This window comes from Streptomyces brasiliensis (assembly GCF_014647875.1).
GTDB lineage: Bacteria > Actinomycetota > Actinomycetes > Streptomycetales > Streptomycetaceae > Streptomyces > Streptomyces brasiliensis.
On sequence record NZ_BMQA01000009.1, the window covers coordinates 17325 to 32740 of the forward strand.

Below are 15416 nucleotides of genomic sequence, written 5' to 3' on the forward strand. Positions count from 1 at the left end.
TCGGAGGGAGCGGGGTCCACTGCCGCGGCCCAGGCATCCAGGCGCGCAGGGCTCGGCACGTCCTCATACGCTCCGGGGCACACTGACCCCATGTCGTCCCGCCGTAGAACCTGTCCTGTGTGTCGTCGTGAGATCGCCGTCGTCGCGGGGCGGTTCGCGCGGCACGATCCGCCCGGGGCGCGGGAGAGCGGGGAACTCGTGTCTTGCTCCGGTTCGCGAAGGCAGGCGCAACTCGGGGCAGTCCAGCCGTCGTTGGACGGGTACGCCGTGCCGGAATTCCCCGGACAGCTGCCTCTCTTCTAACGGTCGGTGACCAACCTCAGTTCCCCGCCACCGACTTCACCGCCACCGACACCGGCGTCGAACCGCCGATCAGCTCCAGCGTCAGACCGGTCGTCGCCGAGCTGTCCACCAGTTCCGTGAGCACGGCGGCCACGTCCTCGCGCGGGACCGAGCCACGACCCGTGTGGGCTTCCAGGCGTACGAGGCCGGTGCCGGGGTCGTTCGTCAGGGAGCCGGGGCGCAGGATCGTCCAGTCCAGGGCGTCCAGGCCGCTGACGTACGCGTCGGCCTCGCCCTTGGCACGCAGGTACACGTCGAAGACGTCGTCTCCCTTGTGCGCGGGATCCGCGCCCATCGAGGAGACGACCACGAAACGGCGTACGCCGGCGCGTACGGCCGCGTCCGCGAACAGCACCGCCGCGCCCTTGTCCACGGTGTCCTTGCGGGCCGCGCCACTGCCCGGGCCGGCGCCCGCCGCGAACACCGCCGCGTCCGCGCCCTGCAGATACGCCGCCACCTCCTCCACCGAGGCCGACTCAAGGTCGAGCAGGACCGGTTCGGCACCGGCCTCCCGTAGATCGTCGCCCTGTTCGGCCTTGCGGATGATCCCCGCGACCTCGTCCCCGCGCGCGGAGAGCAGCCGCTCCAGCCGCAGCGCGATCTGACCATGACCACCAGCGATGACAATGCGCATGTCTCCGACCGTACGCCCGAAGGACCGCCGTCGCCGTACGGCTTGGGAGTGGCCGCGGAGGTTCGACCAGGGAGTGGTGTTTCAGCGGCGCTCGAACGCGGTTGCGCGCCCCAGGCGTACGCTCCGGGAGCGGCTTTCGTGACTCCGCGGGCGCGCACGGCAGGCGCAAGCGCGCACGCCCAGCGCGCACCACCCTCCGCGCGCACTTCGCCCCGCGTGCGCACCACATGCACGCGCCCGGCGTGCGACCCCCCCGGCGCACGAGTCAGGCGCGCCTACCGGGGCGCACGCGCCCCTCACCGCACCACGAGACGCGCACTCGGTGCGTGGCGCGCACGCCGCCAACCACACCACGCGGCGCGCACCCCACGGCGCACCAGCCGAGGCTGCACACCCACGGTGCACAGCGCACTCCACAGCGCACACGCCACGGCATGTACTCCACGGCTCGCAAGCCCCAGGAAGACGCCCCCTCGCGCGCCGCTCCGCACCCGCCTCCCCCCTGTCTCCCGCCCGCGCCCGACCCCCTCACACCCCCTAGGACAACTCCTTACGTCCCTGCCGCGGCAACCCCAGCTCCGCCGTCGCTGCCGATTTGCAGTACTCCCGTACCGCGCTCGTCCGGGCCACGATCCGCCCCCGGTGGACCACGACCCGGCTGTACGCGAGGGACAGCGCGCCCGCCAGGTGGTCGCCGCGTACGGCGAGGAGTTCGGCGGGGAAGCCGGCCTCCACGCGTACTTCGGGGAGGCCCAGCGCCGCTCGGGCCGCCGTGCTCACCGCGCCGTACGCGTCCTCGGGGCGCAGGCCGTGGCGGGAGGCCAGCAGGTAGGCGGCCTCGAGAGGGTCGCCGCGGCCGACCGGGTTGGAGACGTCCCGCAGCGCACCGCTTCCAGCCGCGACGCGGACGCCGGCCGCCCGCAGCAGCCGTACCGGAGCCGTGCCCCGCCGGTCCGCGCACCCGCAGCCGCCCTGGGGCAGGCACACCACCGTCACGCCGGCCGCCGCGAGCTGGTCGGCGACGCGTGAAGCCGCGTCCGTACGGAGGCGGGCCAGGCCGGCGCACGGGCCGAGGGTCACGCCGGGGCGCAGGCCGCCCGCCATCGCGGCGAGCCGGGACAGCCGGGCCGGATCGGTGGCGTCCGTGTGCAGGTCGACGGGACACCCGTGCTCGGAGGCCACCTCCAGGACCGCCTCCACATAGCCCGTGGGATCCGGGTCCAGGTCGGGACAGCCACCCACCACCGAGGCGCCCATCTTCACCGCGTCCCGCAGCATCGCGAGGCCGTCGGCCCCGGCAACGCCGGTCAGCACCCGCGGCATCGCCACCGTCGTCAGCTCGGCGAGCTCGCGCAGCGACCGCCGTGCCCGCAGTACGGCGGACAGCGCGCTCAGCCCCTGGACGTCGCCCACGCGCACGTGCGCGCGCAGTGCGGTGGTGCCGTGCCCGAGTTGCAGCAGGGCGGCCTCCGTCGCGCGGCGCTGGACGTCCTCGGGGTCGTACGAGACCGGTCCCTCGCTCGCGGCGGAGAGGGCGGTGTCGGCGTGGGCGTGCGGTTCGGCCGGGGCAGGCAGGAGCAGATAGCCGGTGAGGTCCACGCGTGTGCCGCCGCAACGGGACGGGCCCGGTGCCAGGCTGCCGGCGGTGCCGACCGCCTCGATGCGCGCGCCAGCGAGCCGTACGTCCACGATCCGTCCGTCGGTCAGCCGGGCCCCGCACAGCAGGAGGGCGGCCGCGTCCGACTGCCCCGAGGAACCCGGGGGGTTCGACGACGGAGGGGGCGGCTGCGGCTGGCTGTCGGGCATCGCGCTCCAGGGGATCGGGGGTCCGGCGGGCCGCGGGGGGGAGGGAGGGCTCGGGGACCGTGCACGGGGACGCAAGATCACGCAGAGTGAGTCGAGCCTAGGGTGGCCGGACACGTGCGTCGCGGAGGAGCGCAATAGTCGTACCGGCGTGGTCCCGCCCGGTGGTGAGGCGTGCGGGAGGGGCCCGCGGGGCTGCCGGGGACGGGCGCGGAACGAGCCCGGACGGGCGGTGCGAAACGGATTTGGGTGAACGGCGGCCGAGCGTGTAATGTCTTCATCGCTCGCCCCAATAGCTCAGTCGGCAGAGCGTCTCCATGGTAAGGAGAAGGTCAACGGTTCGATTCCGTTTTGGGGCTCTGGTGTGAGAGGTACCCGCCGCGAGGCGGGACCGATCTCATCAAAGCGGTGTAGCTCAGTCGGTAGAGCAAGCGGCTCATAATCGCTGTGTCACCGGTTCAAGTCCGGTCACCGCTACTGACAGTAGCCGATTGTGGGGTCGGTCCTTCGATCGGCTACTCTTTCTTGCGTTGAACAAGTCTATCCGTTCGTCTTAGGAGCACTCACGTGGCTGCCACCGACGTCCGCCCGAAGATCACGCTGGCCTGCGTGGAGTGCAAGGAGCGGAACTACATCACGAAGAAGAACCGGCGTAACAACCCGGACCGTCTCGAACTGACGAAGTACTGCCCGCGTGACAACAGGCACACGGTGCACCGCGAGACGCGATAACAACAGGCTCGTACCGCGAGGCCGCCCCCTGCAATCCGGGGGCGGCCTCGCGGCGTTTCACCCGCTGGTTCCAGCTAAGTTGTGGGCATTCACAGCAAATTCAGGAGGTACCGGGCCATGGCGCTCGACCAGTCCTTCGTCGGGCGGACCTATCCGCCCACCGAGCCCTACGAGGTGGGCCGGGAGAAGATCCGTGAGTTCGCCGAGGCGGTGGGGGACACCAACCCGGTGTACACCGACACGGAGGCCGCAAAGGCGCTCGGCCACCCCGATGTGATCGCCCCGCCGACCTTCGTGTTCTCGATCACCTTCCGGGCCGCGGGACAGGTCGTCGAGGACCCGCAACTCGGTCTCGACTACAGCCGCGTTGTCCACGGCGACCAGCGGTTCGTGTACGCCCGTCCGGTCCGCGCCGGCGACCGGCTCACGGTCGTCTCGACCATCGAGTCGATCAAGTCCCTTGCGGGAAACGACGTCCTGGACATCCGTGGCGAGGTCCGCGACGAGGCGGGCGAGCACGTGGTGACCGCCTGGACCAAGCTGGTGGCCCGTGCGGCCGAGGAGGCGTGAGGCAGCGATGACGGCGAAGATCGCGTACGACGATGTCGAGGTCGGCACCGAACTCCCGGCGCAGACCTTCCCGGTGACCCGCGCGACGCTGGTGCGCTACGCGGGCGCCTCCGGGGATTTCAACCCGATCCACTGGAACGAGAAGTTCGCCAAGGAGGTGGGCCTGCCGGACGTCATCGCGCACGGCATGTTCACCATGGCCGAGGCGATCCGGGTGGTCACCGACTGGGCCGGCGACCCCGGCGTGGTGGTCGAGTACGGCGTCCGCTTCACCAAGCCGGTCGTCGTCCCGAACGACGACAAGGGTGCCCTGATCGAGGTCGCCGCCAAGGTCGCGGCCAAGCTCGAAGACAACACGGTCCGCGTGGACATCACCGCCACGAGCGACGACAAGAAGGTGCTGGGCATGTCCCGGGCGGTCGTTCGGCTGGCCTGAGCGGCAGGTGGCGGATCGGTAAGGGGCGTTCTCCATTGCGGGGCGCCCCTTACTTGTGTGTGGTCCCCCTGACTTGTGTGGTCCCCGTACGGGCAAGAGCGGCCCCAGGGGCTGACGGGGTTGTCCGAATCTGATCCTGGCCGCGCTTGCGTGTGACTGCGGATGCGCCGTCGGCCTGCCTCGTCGAGCCGATCCGTCACGGAGACGCGGCCAGAAGGATGTCGAATGCGCCGGTTCTCGATCGACGTGAGAGTGAAAGCAGCACATCCCAGGACTCAGGAGCACCCATCGTGACCGTGACCGCGGACATGGCCATCTCCCTCGACGGCTACATCGCCGGCACCGACGTCGCCATCGACAACCCGGGAGGCGACGGCGCCGAGCCGCTCTTCGAGTGGATCCACGATCTGGCGAGCTGGCGCGAGCGCCAGGGCATGACCGGCGGGAAGGAAAACCGCGACTCCGAGCTGATGCGTGAATGGTTCGACGCCACCGGAGCGGTGGTCATGGGCCGGATGATGTACGACACGGGTGAGGAGTTCTGGGGCGACAACCCGCCGTTCCGGGCCCCGGTCTTCGTACTCACCCACCGCCCCCGGCCGACCCTTGTCAAGGAGGGCGGTACCAGCTTCACCTTCGTCACCGACGGCATCCACAGCGCCCTCGACCAGGCGAAGGCCGCCGCCGGCAACAGGAACGTCGACATCGCGGGCGGTGCGAGCACGGTGCAGCAGTACCTCAGGGAGGGGCTCATCGATGAGCTGCAGCTGCACGTGGTGCCCGCGCTCCTCGGAGGGGGGCTGCGGCTCTTCGAAGGACTGGGCGCCGGGCGGCGGTCCCTCGAACCGGTCAGGGTGGCCGACACGCCCCTCGCAACCCACCTGAAATACCGCTTCGTGAAGTGACGGACCAGGCATGGACAAGGTTGGGCCCCGCCGGCCCGCCCGGTGGGGCCCGGCCGCCGACCCGTCATGACCACAGACGAGGAACCGGCGCTACGCGGTCGGTGGAAGGCTTCACGAGAGGAGCGGTCAGATCCGTATTCACGCCGGTCGGAGCCGTCTTCACGCGGCCCGTCTCCGTGCGGGAATGCCCGGTGCGGACATCCCCTCCCGCCGGGGCTTGACCAAGTTAGTGATTGAGTACTAACTTAGTCGCATGGTCAGGATGAGCGCGGAAGAGCGGCGCGAGAGCGTCATCAGTGCGGCGATCGCCGAGTTCGCACAGAGGGGCTACTACGGCACCTCGACCGAGGTGATCGCCAAGCGGGTCGGTGTCTCGCAGCCGTATCTCTTCCGGCTCTTCCCGGGCAAGAAGGCGATCTTCGCAGCGGCTTCGCTGCGCTGCATCGAGGACGTCCGCCGTGTCTTCGCCGAGGCGGCCGACGGCCTGGAGGGCGAGGAGGCGCTCCACGCCATGGCGCAGGCGTACGTCAGTCTGATCCAGGTGGAGCCGGAGCGGCTCCGGATGCAGATGCAGACGTACATCGCGGTCGCGGCCGCAGAGGCGGAAGGCGACCACGAGTTCGGCGAGGCCGTACGGGCCGGCTGGATGAAGCTCTGGGAGACCGTGCATCTGCCGCTGGGGGCGGACGTGAACGAGACGACGACCTTCCTGGCGTACGGCATGCTCGTCAACACCCTCGCGGCCATGGGGTTCCCGCCGGGGCACCAGGTCTGGCAGGGCATGTATCCGTCCGCCCGCGTCACGGGGCGGCTGGAGAAGTAGGGGGTCACGGGGAGGCTGCCTGCCGCCTTTCTGTGCCCGCAGAAGTTAGTAATCGATAACTAATCACTGCTCGTGCATCACGCTCTGGGGGAGCGATGTCACAGGAAACCGCACCGACCACAGAACGCCGCGGGGGAGCCGTCTGGGCCCTCGTCATCACCGGCGTCGCCGGATTCATGGCGGCTCTCGACAACCTCGTCGTCACCACCGCACTGCCGTCCATCCGCGAGGACCTCGGCGGAGCGCTGGACGACCTCGAATGGACCGTGAGCGCCTACACGCTCACCTTTGCCGTCCTGCTGATGTTCGGTGCCGCCCTCGGCGACCGCTTCGGCCGCCGCCGGCTCTTCCTCGCCGGTCTCACCGTCTTCACCGGCGCCTCGGCCGCAGCGGCCATGGCACCCGGCATCGACTCCCTGATCGCCGCCCGCGCGGTCCAGGGCGTCGGCGCGGCGGTGATGATGCCACTGACGCTCACCCTCCTGACGGCCGCCGTGCCGGTCGCCAAGCGCGGGATGGCGTACGGCATCTGGGGCGCCGTCAACGGCCTCGCGGTCGCCTCCGGGCCCCTCATCGGCGGCAGCCTCACCGAGCACGTCTCCTGGCACTGGATCTTCTGGCTGAACGTCCCGCTCGGCCTGGCCGTGCTGCCCCTGGCCCGTCTTCGCCTCGCCGAGTCGTACGGCACCGGCGCGCCGCTCGACGTCCCCGGCACCCTCCTCGCCAGCGGCGGCCTCTTCGGCATCGTCTACGGCCTGGTGCGCGGACCGGCCGACGGCTGGACCGGCTCCCTCGTGCTGACCGGGCTGATCGCGGGCGGATCCCTGCTCGTCGGCTTCGTCCTCTACAGCACCCGCGCCAAGAACCCCATGCTCCCCATGCGCCTCTTCCGCTCCCGCGCCTTCTCCGGGATCAACGCGGCCAGCCTGCTGATGTACCTCGGGATGTTCGGCTCGATCTTCCTGCTCAGCCAGTACATGCAGGGCGTGCTCGGCTACTCGCCCACCGAGGCGGGTCTCAGGATGCTGCCGTGGACCGGCATGCCGATGCTCGTCGCGCCGATCGCGGGGATCCTCTCCGACCGCATCGGCGGCCGCCCGGTCGTCGCCGCCGGCCTGTTCCTGCAGGCCGCCGGACTCGCCTACCTGGCCTCCGTCGCCACGGCCGACGTCTCCTACGCCGCCCAGCTGCCCGGCCTGATCGGCAGCGGCATCGGCATGGCCCTGTACTTCGCCCCGGCGGCCAACCTGGTGATGTCCAGCGTCCGCCCGACGGAGCAGGGCATCGCCTCCGGCGCCAACAACGCCCTGCGCGAGGTCGGCGGCGCGCTCGGCATCGCGGTCATGGCGTCGATCTTCTCGGCACAGGGCGGGTACGAGTCCGCGCAGTCCTTCGTCGACGGCCTGCGGCCCGCGCTCGTCACCGGCGCCGCGGTGGTCGCCCTCGGCGCGCTCGCGACCCTGGCGATCTCGACCCGGCGCCGGGCCGCCACGCTGGTGGCGTCGGGCTCGGTCGAGCAGGAACCGGTTCTGGAGGCCGCCGCTCACTGAGCACCACCGGCTCCTCGAGCAATGGCACGCGCGCGTACGGCCCCGCTCTCCCGGCGGGGCCGTACGCGCGCGTGGGCCGTGTCTCCGCCGGGGCCCCGCGGCAGCCGCACGCACGCGTGCACATGAGGGGGCCCGCGGCCCCACCGCTGCCGGGCCCGTGTTTCCACAGGACCCGCGCCGCCCCGCCGGCGGTGTCCGTGGTGTCTCGTAGTCTTGGGCGCGTGCTGGAACTCCACGACGCTCCCCTCGCCCCGCTGACCACCTTCCGGCTGGGCGGTCCCGCGACCCGGCTGGTCACCGCCGCCACCGACGCCGAGGTGATCGCCGCCGTCCGCGAGGCCGACGACAGCGGTACGCCGCTGCTGGTCATCGGCGGCGGATCGAACCTCGTCATCGGGGACAAGGGCTTCGACGGCACAGCCCTGCGCATCGCCACGCGCGGGTTCGAGCTGGACGGCACCCGGCTCGAGCTGGCCGCCGGCGAGGTGTGGACCGACATCGTCGCGCGCACGGTGGAGGCCGGACTCGCGGGCATCGAGTGCCTCGCCGGCATCCCGGGCTCCGCGGGCGCGACACCGATCCAGAACGTCGGGGCCTACGGCCAGGAGGTCTCCGCCACCATCACCGAGGTCGTCGCCTACGACCGCACCGCGCGCGACACCGTCATGCTGACGAACGCCGAGTGCGCGTTCTCGTACCGCCACAGCCGCTTCAAGGCCGACCCGCAGCGCTACGTCGTCCTGCGCGTCCGCTTCGAGCTGGAGGACGCGGGCGGGCTGTCGGCGCCGGTGAAGTACGCCGAGGCCGCCCGCGCGCTGGGCGTCGAGCCGGGCGACCGGGTGCCGCTCGCCGCCGCCCGTGAGGCCGTCCTGAAGCTGCGGGGCGGGAAGGGCATGGTGCTGGACCCCGAGGACCACGACACCTGGTCGGCCGGGTCGTTCTTCACCAACCCGATCCTCACGCACGAGGAGTTCGCCGCCTTCCACGCGCGCGTGCGCGAGCGCCTGGGCGACGGGGTGGAACCGCCCGCCTATCCCGCGGGCGACGGGCACACCAAGACCTCGGCGGCCTGGCTGATCGACAAGGCGGGCTTCACCAAGGGGTACGGCGCCGGTCCCGCCCGTATCTCCACCAAGCACACCCTCGCCCTCACCAACCGCGGCCGGGCCACGACCGAGGACCTGCTCGCGCTGGCCCGCGAGGTCGTCGCCGGTGTCCGTGAGGCCTTCGGGATCACCCTGGTCAACGAGCCCGTGACGGTTGGCGTCAGCCTCTAGGAGGCCCGGCTTCCGCATACGCCGGCCACCAGGAGCGCGAGCCCGAGGGAACCCCCGGAAACGCGACCCCCTAGTACGCCACCCCCACCCCCCGGCCGACCGTCCCCCGATCGTCGATCATCGCCAGCATCGCGTGGGCCACGTCCGCGCGGGCGATGAAACGGCCCTTGGGCGGAAAGCCCTCGACGACCGTGCGGTACCTGCCGGTGACGGGCTTGTCCTGCAGGCGCGGCGGCCGTACGGACGTCCAGTCCGTGCCGCTGCGCGCCAGCTCGGCCTCCATCTCCCGCAGGTCCGCGTACACGTCCTTGAGCAGCGCCGAGACGACACCCCGCGCGGTGCGGTCGAGGAAGCCGTCGTTCTCCGGCTCGGGGCCGACCGGACCGGCGCTCACCACGAGCAGCCGCCGTACACCCTCCGCCTCCATGGCCGCCAGGACCGTACGGGTCAGCCGGGCCGCGACACCCGCGTCCTTGCGGCTGCGCGCCCCCAGCCCGGACAGCACCGCGTCCCGGCCCGCGACGGCGGGGCGGACGGCCGCCGGGTCGGTCAGGTCGGCGCGGAAGACCTCCAGGCCGGTGCCGGTCACGGTCAGCCGGGCCGGGTCCCGGACGACCGCCGTGACCCTGTGGCCCGCGGCGAGCCCCTGCCGGACGATCTCCTGGCCGATGCCGCCGGTGGCGCCGAAGACGGTGAGGTGCATGGCGTACTCCCGAGCTCCCATGGGTGGGTGAGCGTTCACTCACCCCTCTGGCTCCCAGAGTGGGTAAGCACTCACCCACTCGTCAAGCCCGGTCGGGGCAGCCATGAAATCCTTGGACGCCATGGAGCAGAAACCGGCCCGTGTCCGCATCCTCGACGCCGCCCACGAGCTGATGCTCACCATCGGCCTCGCCCGCGCCACCACCAAGGAGATCGCCAAGGCGGCCGGCTGCTCCGAGGCCGCGCTCTACAAGTACTTCCCGAGCAAGGAGGAACTGTTCGTCCGGGTGCTCGCCGAGCGGCTGCCCCGTCTGACCCCCCTGCTCAGCAGCCTCGCGGCCGAACCCGGGCAGGGCACGCTGGAGGACAACCTCACCGAGATCGCCCGCCAGGCCGCCCTGTTCTACGAGCAGAGTTTCCCGATCGGGGCCTCCCTGTACGCCGAGACCCAGCTGAAGCGGCGTCACGACGAGGCGATGCGGCAGATGGGCTCGGGACCGCACATGCCGATCCGGGGCCTGGACGCCTACCTCCGCGCCGAGCAGAAGGCCGGCCGTGTCCGCCCAGATGCCGACACCTTCGCCGCCGCCTCCCTCCTGCTCGGCGCCTGCGCCCAGCGCGCGTTCGCCTACGATGCAGCGGACACCGGGCAGCGCCCCCCGGTCGACGACTTCGCCCGCCGTATCGCCCGGACCCTGCTGGGCGGAATCTCCGTTGCCGCGGACCACGCCACACCGTGACCCTGAGCGCATGAGGCGTCCCGCATGCGCCTGAGACTGCGCGAGTTCAGGCCCAGGACCGGTCCCCACGAGCACCGCGTCGTCCAGCCGTGGCAGCCGCTGCGCCACACCTCACTGCGCTCCCCGGAACCCATCGGCCTGCTCTTCGGCGACCACGACGGGCTGAACCGGCTCGCGGGCCTGTTCTCGTTCGCCGCCTACTCACGGCACACGATCGTCCACGTGCCGCTGCGCGACGGCGTCCCGCCGGACGAAGGCACCGGCGAACTGGTCGATCTCGTCCTGGCCCACCGCTCCTACGGCCTGCGCCCCAGCAAGTGGCCCGCGCTGCGCCGCACGCTCGGCGGCCCGGGTACCCCGCTCACCGTCCGCACCGACGAGGCCCGCACCGCGCGGGACGCGGCGGCCTGGCGCGAGCGCGGGCCGCGCTCGGACCGCCGGGACGACCTGCGGCACACGACGCACGCCCGCACGCTGGTCCTCCTGGGGGGCCGGGAGGTCTTCGCTGAGGCCGCGATGTCCTTCGCGTACGCGGCGGGCTGGGGGCCGCGCCAGAAGCGGGTCGCCGAGGGACGCCTGGCGTACATGACAGGCCTTCCGCTGGCCGACGCGCCCGGCGGCGGACACCCTGTCGAGGTGCTGGTCTGCTTCAAGCCGTATCCGCCCTACGCGCACTTCAGGCGGCCGGGCGAACGGGCCGGTCTCAGACCACCGGGTGAACGAGCCAGTCGTCGACGCCGGCCAGCAGTTCCGCCCGTACGTCCTCCGGCGCCGCCGACCCCCTGACCGACTGCCGGGCCAGCTCGGCCAGCTCCGCGTCCGTGAAGTCGTGGTGGCGGCGGGCGAGTTCGTACTGCGCGGCCAGCCGGGAGCCGAACAGGAGCGGGTCGTCGGCGCCGAGGGCCATCGGGACACCCGCCTCGAACAGAGTCCGCAGCGGCACGTCCTCCGGCTTCTCGTACACGCCCAGCGCCACGTTCGACGCCGGGCACACCTCGCACGTCACGCCCCGGTCCGCCAGCCGCTTCAGCAGCCGCGGGTCCTCGGCCGCGCGCACCCCGTGCCCGATCCGCGAGGCGTGCAGGTCGTCCAGGCAGTCGCGCACCGACGCCGGACCGGTCAGCTCGCCGCCGTGCGGGGCCGCGAGCAGGCCGCCGTCCCGGGCGATGGCGAACGCCCGGTCGAAGTCCCGCGCCATGCCGCGGCGTTCGTCGTTGGACAGCCCGAAGCCGACCACACCCCGGTCCGCGTACCGCACCGCGAGGCGGGCCAGCGTGCGGGCGTCCAGCGGGTGCTTCATGCGGTTGGCCGCCACCAGGACCCGCATCCCGAGCCCGGTGTCCCGCGAGGCCGTCTCCACCGCGTCCAGGATGATCTCGAGGGCCGGGATGAGCCCGCCCAGCCTGGACGCGTACGAAGTCGGGTCCACCTGGATCTCCAGCCAGCGCGATCCGTCCCGCAGATCCTCCTCCGCGGCCTCCCTGACCAGCCGCTGGATGTCCTCCGGGGCCCGGAGGCAGGAGCGCGCCGCGTCGTACAGCCGCTGGAAGCGGAACCAGCCCCGCTCGTCCGTGGCCCGCAGCTTCGGAGGCTCCCCGCTGGTCAGCGCGTCCGTCAGGACCTCGGGCAGACGCACGCCGTACTTGTCGGCCAGCTCCAGCAGGGTGGTGGGTCGCATCGACCCGGTGAAGTGCAGGTGGAGATGGGCTTTCGGCAGCTCAGAGACATCACGTACACGCTCCATCCCAGGATCCTGCCGCACGTCCCCGCCGACCCGGAAGCGGATTCCCCGAACGTGGTCTTGCTCGCACAAAGGGACGGGGTCACCTACGCCAATCCGTAGGTGACCCCCGTGCCGGAGGCGGACGTCAGTCCCGCGCCTCCGCGAGCAGCTTCTGGATCCGGCTCACGCCCTCGACGAGGTCCTCGTCACCGAGCGCGTACGACAGCCGCAGATAGCCCGGGGTGCCGAAGGCCTCGCCCGGGACGACCGCGACCTCGGCCTCCTCCAGGATCAGCGCGGCCAGCTCGACCGAGTTCTGCGGGCGCTTGCCGCGGATCTCCTTGCCGAGCAGTGCCTTCACCGACGGGTACGCGTAGAACGCGCCCTCGGGCTCCGGGCAGATCACGCCGTCGATCTCGTTGAGCATCCGCACGATCGTCCGGCGGCGCCGGTCGAAGGCCTCGCGCATCTTCGCGACCGCGTCCAGGTCGCCGGAGACGGCGGCCAGGGCGGCGACCTGGGCGACGTTCGAGACGTTCGACGTGGCGTGCGACTGGAGGTTCGTCGCGGCCTTGACGACGTCCTTCGGGCCGATGAGCCAGCCCACACGCCAGCCGGTCATGGCGTACGTCTTCGCCACACCGTTGACCACGATGCACTTGTCGCGCAGCGCGGGCAGGAGCGCCGGCAGCGAGGTGAACTTCGCGTCGCCGTAGACGAGGTGCTCGTAGATCTCGTCCGTCAGGACCCACAGGCCGTGCTCGACGGCCCAGCGGCCGATCGCCTCGGCCTCCTGCTCGGAGTAGACGGCGCCGGTCGGGTTCGAGGGGGAGACGAACAGCACGACCTTCGTCTTCTCCGTGCGCGCGGCCTCCAGCTGCTCCACGCTCACCCGGTAGCCGGTGGTCTCGTCGGCGACGACCGCCACCGGGACACCGCCGGCCAGCCGGATCGACTCCGGGTACGTCGTCCAGTACGGCGCCGGGACGATCACCTCGTCGCCCGGGTCCAGGATCGCGGCGAAGGCCTCGTAGATGGCCTGCTTGCCGCCGTTGGTGACCAGGACCTGCGACGCGTCGACCTCGTAGCCCGAGTCGCGCAGCGTCTTCGCGGCGATCGCGGCCTTCAGCTCCGGCAGACCGCCGGCCGGCGTGTAGCGGTGGTACTTCGGGTTCTTGCAGGCCTCGATCGCGGCTTCGACGATGTAGTCCGGGGTCGGGAAGTCGGGCTCACCGGCGCCGAAGCCGATCACCGGACGCCCGGCGGCCTTGAGGGCCTTGGCCTTGGCGTCCACGGCGAGGGTGGCGGACTCGGAGATCGCGCCGACTCGGGCGGAGACCCGGCGCTCGGTGGGAGGGGTTGCAGCGCTCATGAGCCCATCGTTTCAGACTGGAAATCTCCCCGGCACGCGGGTTTCACAGACTGAACAGCAATGGGTCGGTCCGTGAACAAGCGTCCGGAACCGGCCACCGGCCAGGACGATCTTCCCTACGGAGAGCCTGTGCGGGCACTTTCTGTTCGACGCCGAGCCGCGGACCACGTACACTCTCACCTCGTTGGCCTCCAGCCGCCGTCTTAGGCCGGTGCACACCGAGCACCCGGTCGGATGCGGTACGTTGGGGTACACACAAAGGGTCGTAGCTCAATTGGTAGAGCACTGGTCTCCAAAACCAGCGGTTGGGGGTTCAAGTCCCTCCGGCCCTGCTACACACACCGCCAGGATGTGTGCGCATGTACGTACAGCATTGCACTGCCGTGCGGCTCAAACCGGGCGCGGCACGGCCACGACCCGGGATCAGGTGAGGACGCATGACGGACGCCGTGGGCTCCATCGACACGCCTGATGCGCAGGACGAGGTGGCGGAGTCCAAGAAGAGGACCCGTAAGGGTGGTAAGCGCGCCAAGAAGGGCCCGCTGAAGCGTCTTGCGATCTTCTATCGCCAGATCATCGCGGAACTCCGCAAGGTCGTCTGGCCGGCTCGCAATCAGCTGACGTCGTACACCACCGTGGTGATCTTCTTCGTCGCCATCATGATCGCGCTGGTGACCGTGATTGACTATGGGCTCAACCACGCGGCCAAGTACGTCTTCGGCTGAGCCAAGAGCGAAGGGCGCCGTGGTACCGGCGCCCGTTTTCGCATGTTCCACCCCTATGTATCCAGGAAGAAGCAGCCATCGTGTCTGACGTGTCTGACCCGAACCTGAACGACGCCGTCGAGCGTCGCGAGGACGCAGCCGAGTCCGTGCATGACGAGCTCGACATCGTCGAGGGCGCGGACGAGCAGGACGAACTCGAGGCTGAGGACGCTCAGGCGGGGGAGCCGGCCGAGGAGGCTGCTCTCCAGGTCGTGACCGACGACGAGATCGAGGCGGCCGAGGAAGAGCCGGCCGAGCCTGCGGAGCCCGTCGACCCCGTCCAGGCCCTGCGCGAGGAGCTGCGCTCGCTGCCCGGCGAGTGGTACGTCATCCACACGTACGCCGGCTACGAGAACCGCGTGAAGACCAACCTGGAGCAGCGCGCCGTCTCGCTGAACGTCGAGGACTACATCTTCCAGGCCGAGGTGCCGCAGGAAGAGGTCGTCCAGATCAAGAACGGCGACCGCAAGACGATCAAGCAGAACAAGCTGCCGGGTTACGTCCTGGTCCGCATGGACCTGACCAACGAGTCCTGGGGCGTCGTCCGCAACACCCCCGGCGTCACCGGCTTCGTCGGCAACGCCTACGATCCCTACCCGCTGACCCTGGACGAGATCGTCAAGATGCTCGCCCCGGAGGCGGAGGAGAAGGCCGCCCGCGAGGCCGCCGAGGCCGAGGGCAAGCCCGCGCCGCAGCGCAAGGTCGAGGTCCAGGTGCTGGACTTCGAGGTCGGCGACTCGGTCACCGTCACGGACGGCCCGTTCGCCACGCTCCAGGCCACGATCAACGAGATCAACCCCGATTCCAAGAAGGTCAAGGGCCTGGTGGAGATCTTCGGCCGCGAGACGCCGGTGGAACTCTCCTTCGACCAGATCCAGAAGAACTAGCCGGCACCGGCTTCTTCTGGAACCACCTCTTCCGAGCAGGTCAGACGGGCTCTCGTAGCCAGTCTGACCTGCTCGGTTTTTGGCCGCGCATCTATACCCGTTATCGTTGTGCGGTATGCCTTCATCCGGGACGCGACCCGGGCGGGGGCACACTTC

At 70.9% G+C, this 15416-nt stretch carries 17 protein-coding genes and 3 tRNA genes; 15 read left to right on the forward strand and 5 right to left on the reverse strand.

Annotated features, from left to right (window positions below):
* Positions 1 to 90: 90 nt before the first annotated feature.
* Complete coding sequence (locus IEZ19_RS50710; protein WP_229840372.1) at positions 91 to 303, forward strand: hypothetical protein; 213 nt, start codon at positions 91 to 93, stop codon at positions 301 to 303.
* 16 nt (positions 304 to 319) lie between these two features.
* On the opposite strand, the gene IEZ19_RS16115 is transcribed toward IEZ19_RS50710, so the two are convergent.
* On the reverse strand, positions 320 to 976 hold the full coding sequence (locus tag IEZ19_RS16115) for an SDR family oxidoreductase (RefSeq protein WP_189311887.1): 657 nt from the start codon (positions 974 to 976) through the stop codon (positions 320 to 322).
* Positions 977 to 1513: 537 nt separating this feature from the next.
* Positions 1514 to 2782 (reverse strand): amidohydrolase family protein, encoded by a 1269-nt coding sequence (locus tag IEZ19_RS16120; protein WP_189311888.1) that lies wholly within the window; start codon positions 2780 to 2782, stop codon positions 1514 to 1516.
* Positions 2783 to 3065: 283 nt separating this feature from the next.
* On the opposite strand from IEZ19_RS16120, the gene IEZ19_RS16125 reads away from it, so the two are divergent.
* The 9 genes from IEZ19_RS16125 to IEZ19_RS16165 all read left to right on the forward strand — a co-directional run bounded on the left by IEZ19_RS16125 (position 3066) and on the right by IEZ19_RS16165 (position 9072).
* Positions 3066 to 3138, forward strand: a tRNA-Thr gene (locus tag IEZ19_RS16125).
* Positions 3139 to 3183: 45 nt separating this feature from the next.
* Positions 3184 to 3256, forward strand: a tRNA-Met gene (locus tag IEZ19_RS16130).
* A gap of 90 nt (positions 3257 to 3346) precedes the next feature.
* Positions 3347 to 3511, forward strand: a complete 165-nt coding sequence (gene rpmG / locus IEZ19_RS16135; protein WP_189311889.1) for a 50S ribosomal protein L33 — start codon at positions 3347 to 3349, stop codon at positions 3509 to 3511.
* A 117-nt stretch (positions 3512 to 3628) separates the two neighbouring features.
* Positions 3629 to 4081 carry a MaoC family dehydratase N-terminal domain-containing protein gene (locus tag IEZ19_RS16140; protein ID WP_189311890.1) on the forward strand — a complete coding sequence of 151 codons (453 nt, stop codon included), beginning with the start codon at positions 3629 to 3631 and terminating at the stop codon, positions 4079 to 4081.
* 7 nt (positions 4082 to 4088) lie between these two features.
* On the forward strand, positions 4089 to 4517 hold the full coding sequence (locus IEZ19_RS16145) for a MaoC family dehydratase (protein ID WP_189311891.1): 429 nt from the start codon (positions 4089 to 4091) through the stop codon (positions 4515 to 4517).
* Positions 4518 to 4807: 290 nt separating this feature from the next.
* The gene (locus IEZ19_RS16150; RefSeq protein ID WP_189311892.1) at positions 4808 to 5422 is read left to right on the forward strand and encodes a dihydrofolate reductase family protein; all 615 of its coding nucleotides are present in this window, start codon (positions 4808 to 4810) and stop codon (positions 5420 to 5422) included.
* Between the two features lie 253 nt (positions 5423 to 5675).
* Positions 5676 to 6245, forward strand: a complete 570-nt coding sequence (locus IEZ19_RS16155; protein WP_189311893.1) for a TetR/AcrR family transcriptional regulator — start codon at positions 5676 to 5678, stop codon at positions 6243 to 6245.
* Positions 6246 to 6340: 95 nt separating this feature from the next.
* Positions 6341 to 7795 (forward strand): DHA2 family efflux MFS transporter permease subunit, encoded by a 1455-nt coding sequence (locus IEZ19_RS16160; protein WP_189311894.1) that lies wholly within the window; start codon positions 6341 to 6343, stop codon positions 7793 to 7795.
* 221 nt (positions 7796 to 8016) lie between these two features.
* Complete coding sequence (locus tag IEZ19_RS16165) at positions 8017 to 9072, forward strand: UDP-N-acetylmuramate dehydrogenase (RefSeq protein WP_189311895.1); 1056 nt, start codon at positions 8017 to 8019, stop codon at positions 9070 to 9072.
* A 70-nt stretch (positions 9073 to 9142) separates the two neighbouring features.
* On the opposite strand, the gene IEZ19_RS16170 is transcribed toward IEZ19_RS16165, so the two are convergent.
* Positions 9143 to 9775, reverse strand: coding sequence for an NAD(P)-dependent oxidoreductase (locus IEZ19_RS16170; RefSeq protein ID WP_189311896.1), 633 nt, complete (start codon positions 9773 to 9775; stop codon positions 9143 to 9145).
* Between the two features lie 121 nt (positions 9776 to 9896).
* Here IEZ19_RS16170 and IEZ19_RS16175 point away from each other — a divergent pair, with 121 nt between their 5' ends.
* Positions 9897 to 10514, forward strand: coding sequence for a TetR/AcrR family transcriptional regulator (locus IEZ19_RS16175; protein WP_189311897.1), 618 nt, complete (start codon positions 9897 to 9899; stop codon positions 10512 to 10514).
* Between the two features lie 24 nt (positions 10515 to 10538).
* A complete protein-coding gene (locus tag IEZ19_RS16180) occupies positions 10539 to 11300 on the forward strand; it encodes a hypothetical protein (RefSeq protein ID WP_229840374.1) in 762 nt (253 codons plus the stop codon).
* Here IEZ19_RS16180 and IEZ19_RS16185 read toward each other — a convergent pair.
* A complete protein-coding gene (locus IEZ19_RS16185) occupies positions 11218 to 12258 on the reverse strand; it encodes an adenosine deaminase (protein ID WP_189311898.1) in 1041 nt (346 codons plus the stop codon). The genes IEZ19_RS16180 and IEZ19_RS16185 overlap by 83 nt on opposite strands.
* A gap of 124 nt (positions 12259 to 12382) precedes the next feature.
* Positions 12383 to 13609 carry a pyridoxal phosphate-dependent aminotransferase gene (locus tag IEZ19_RS16190; protein ID WP_189311899.1) on the reverse strand — a complete coding sequence of 409 codons (1227 nt, stop codon included), beginning with the start codon at positions 13607 to 13609 and terminating at the stop codon, positions 12383 to 12385.
* A 259-nt stretch (positions 13610 to 13868) separates the two neighbouring features.
* On the opposite strand from IEZ19_RS16190, the gene IEZ19_RS16195 reads away from it, so the two are divergent.
* The 3 genes from IEZ19_RS16195 to nusG all read left to right on the forward strand — a co-directional run bounded on the left by IEZ19_RS16195 (position 13869) and on the right by nusG (position 15260).
* Positions 13869 to 13941, forward strand: a tRNA-Trp gene (locus tag IEZ19_RS16195).
* 105 nt (positions 13942 to 14046) lie between these two features.
* The gene (secE, locus tag IEZ19_RS16200) at positions 14047 to 14334 is read left to right on the forward strand and encodes a preprotein translocase subunit SecE (protein WP_189311900.1); all 288 of its coding nucleotides are present in this window, start codon (positions 14047 to 14049) and stop codon (positions 14332 to 14334) included.
* An 89-nt stretch (positions 14335 to 14423) separates the two neighbouring features.
* Positions 14424 to 15260, forward strand: coding sequence for a transcription termination/antitermination protein NusG (nusG, locus tag IEZ19_RS16205; RefSeq protein WP_189312126.1), 837 nt, complete (start codon positions 14424 to 14426; stop codon positions 15258 to 15260).
* The last annotated feature ends 156 nt before the right edge of the window (positions 15261 to 15416 follow it).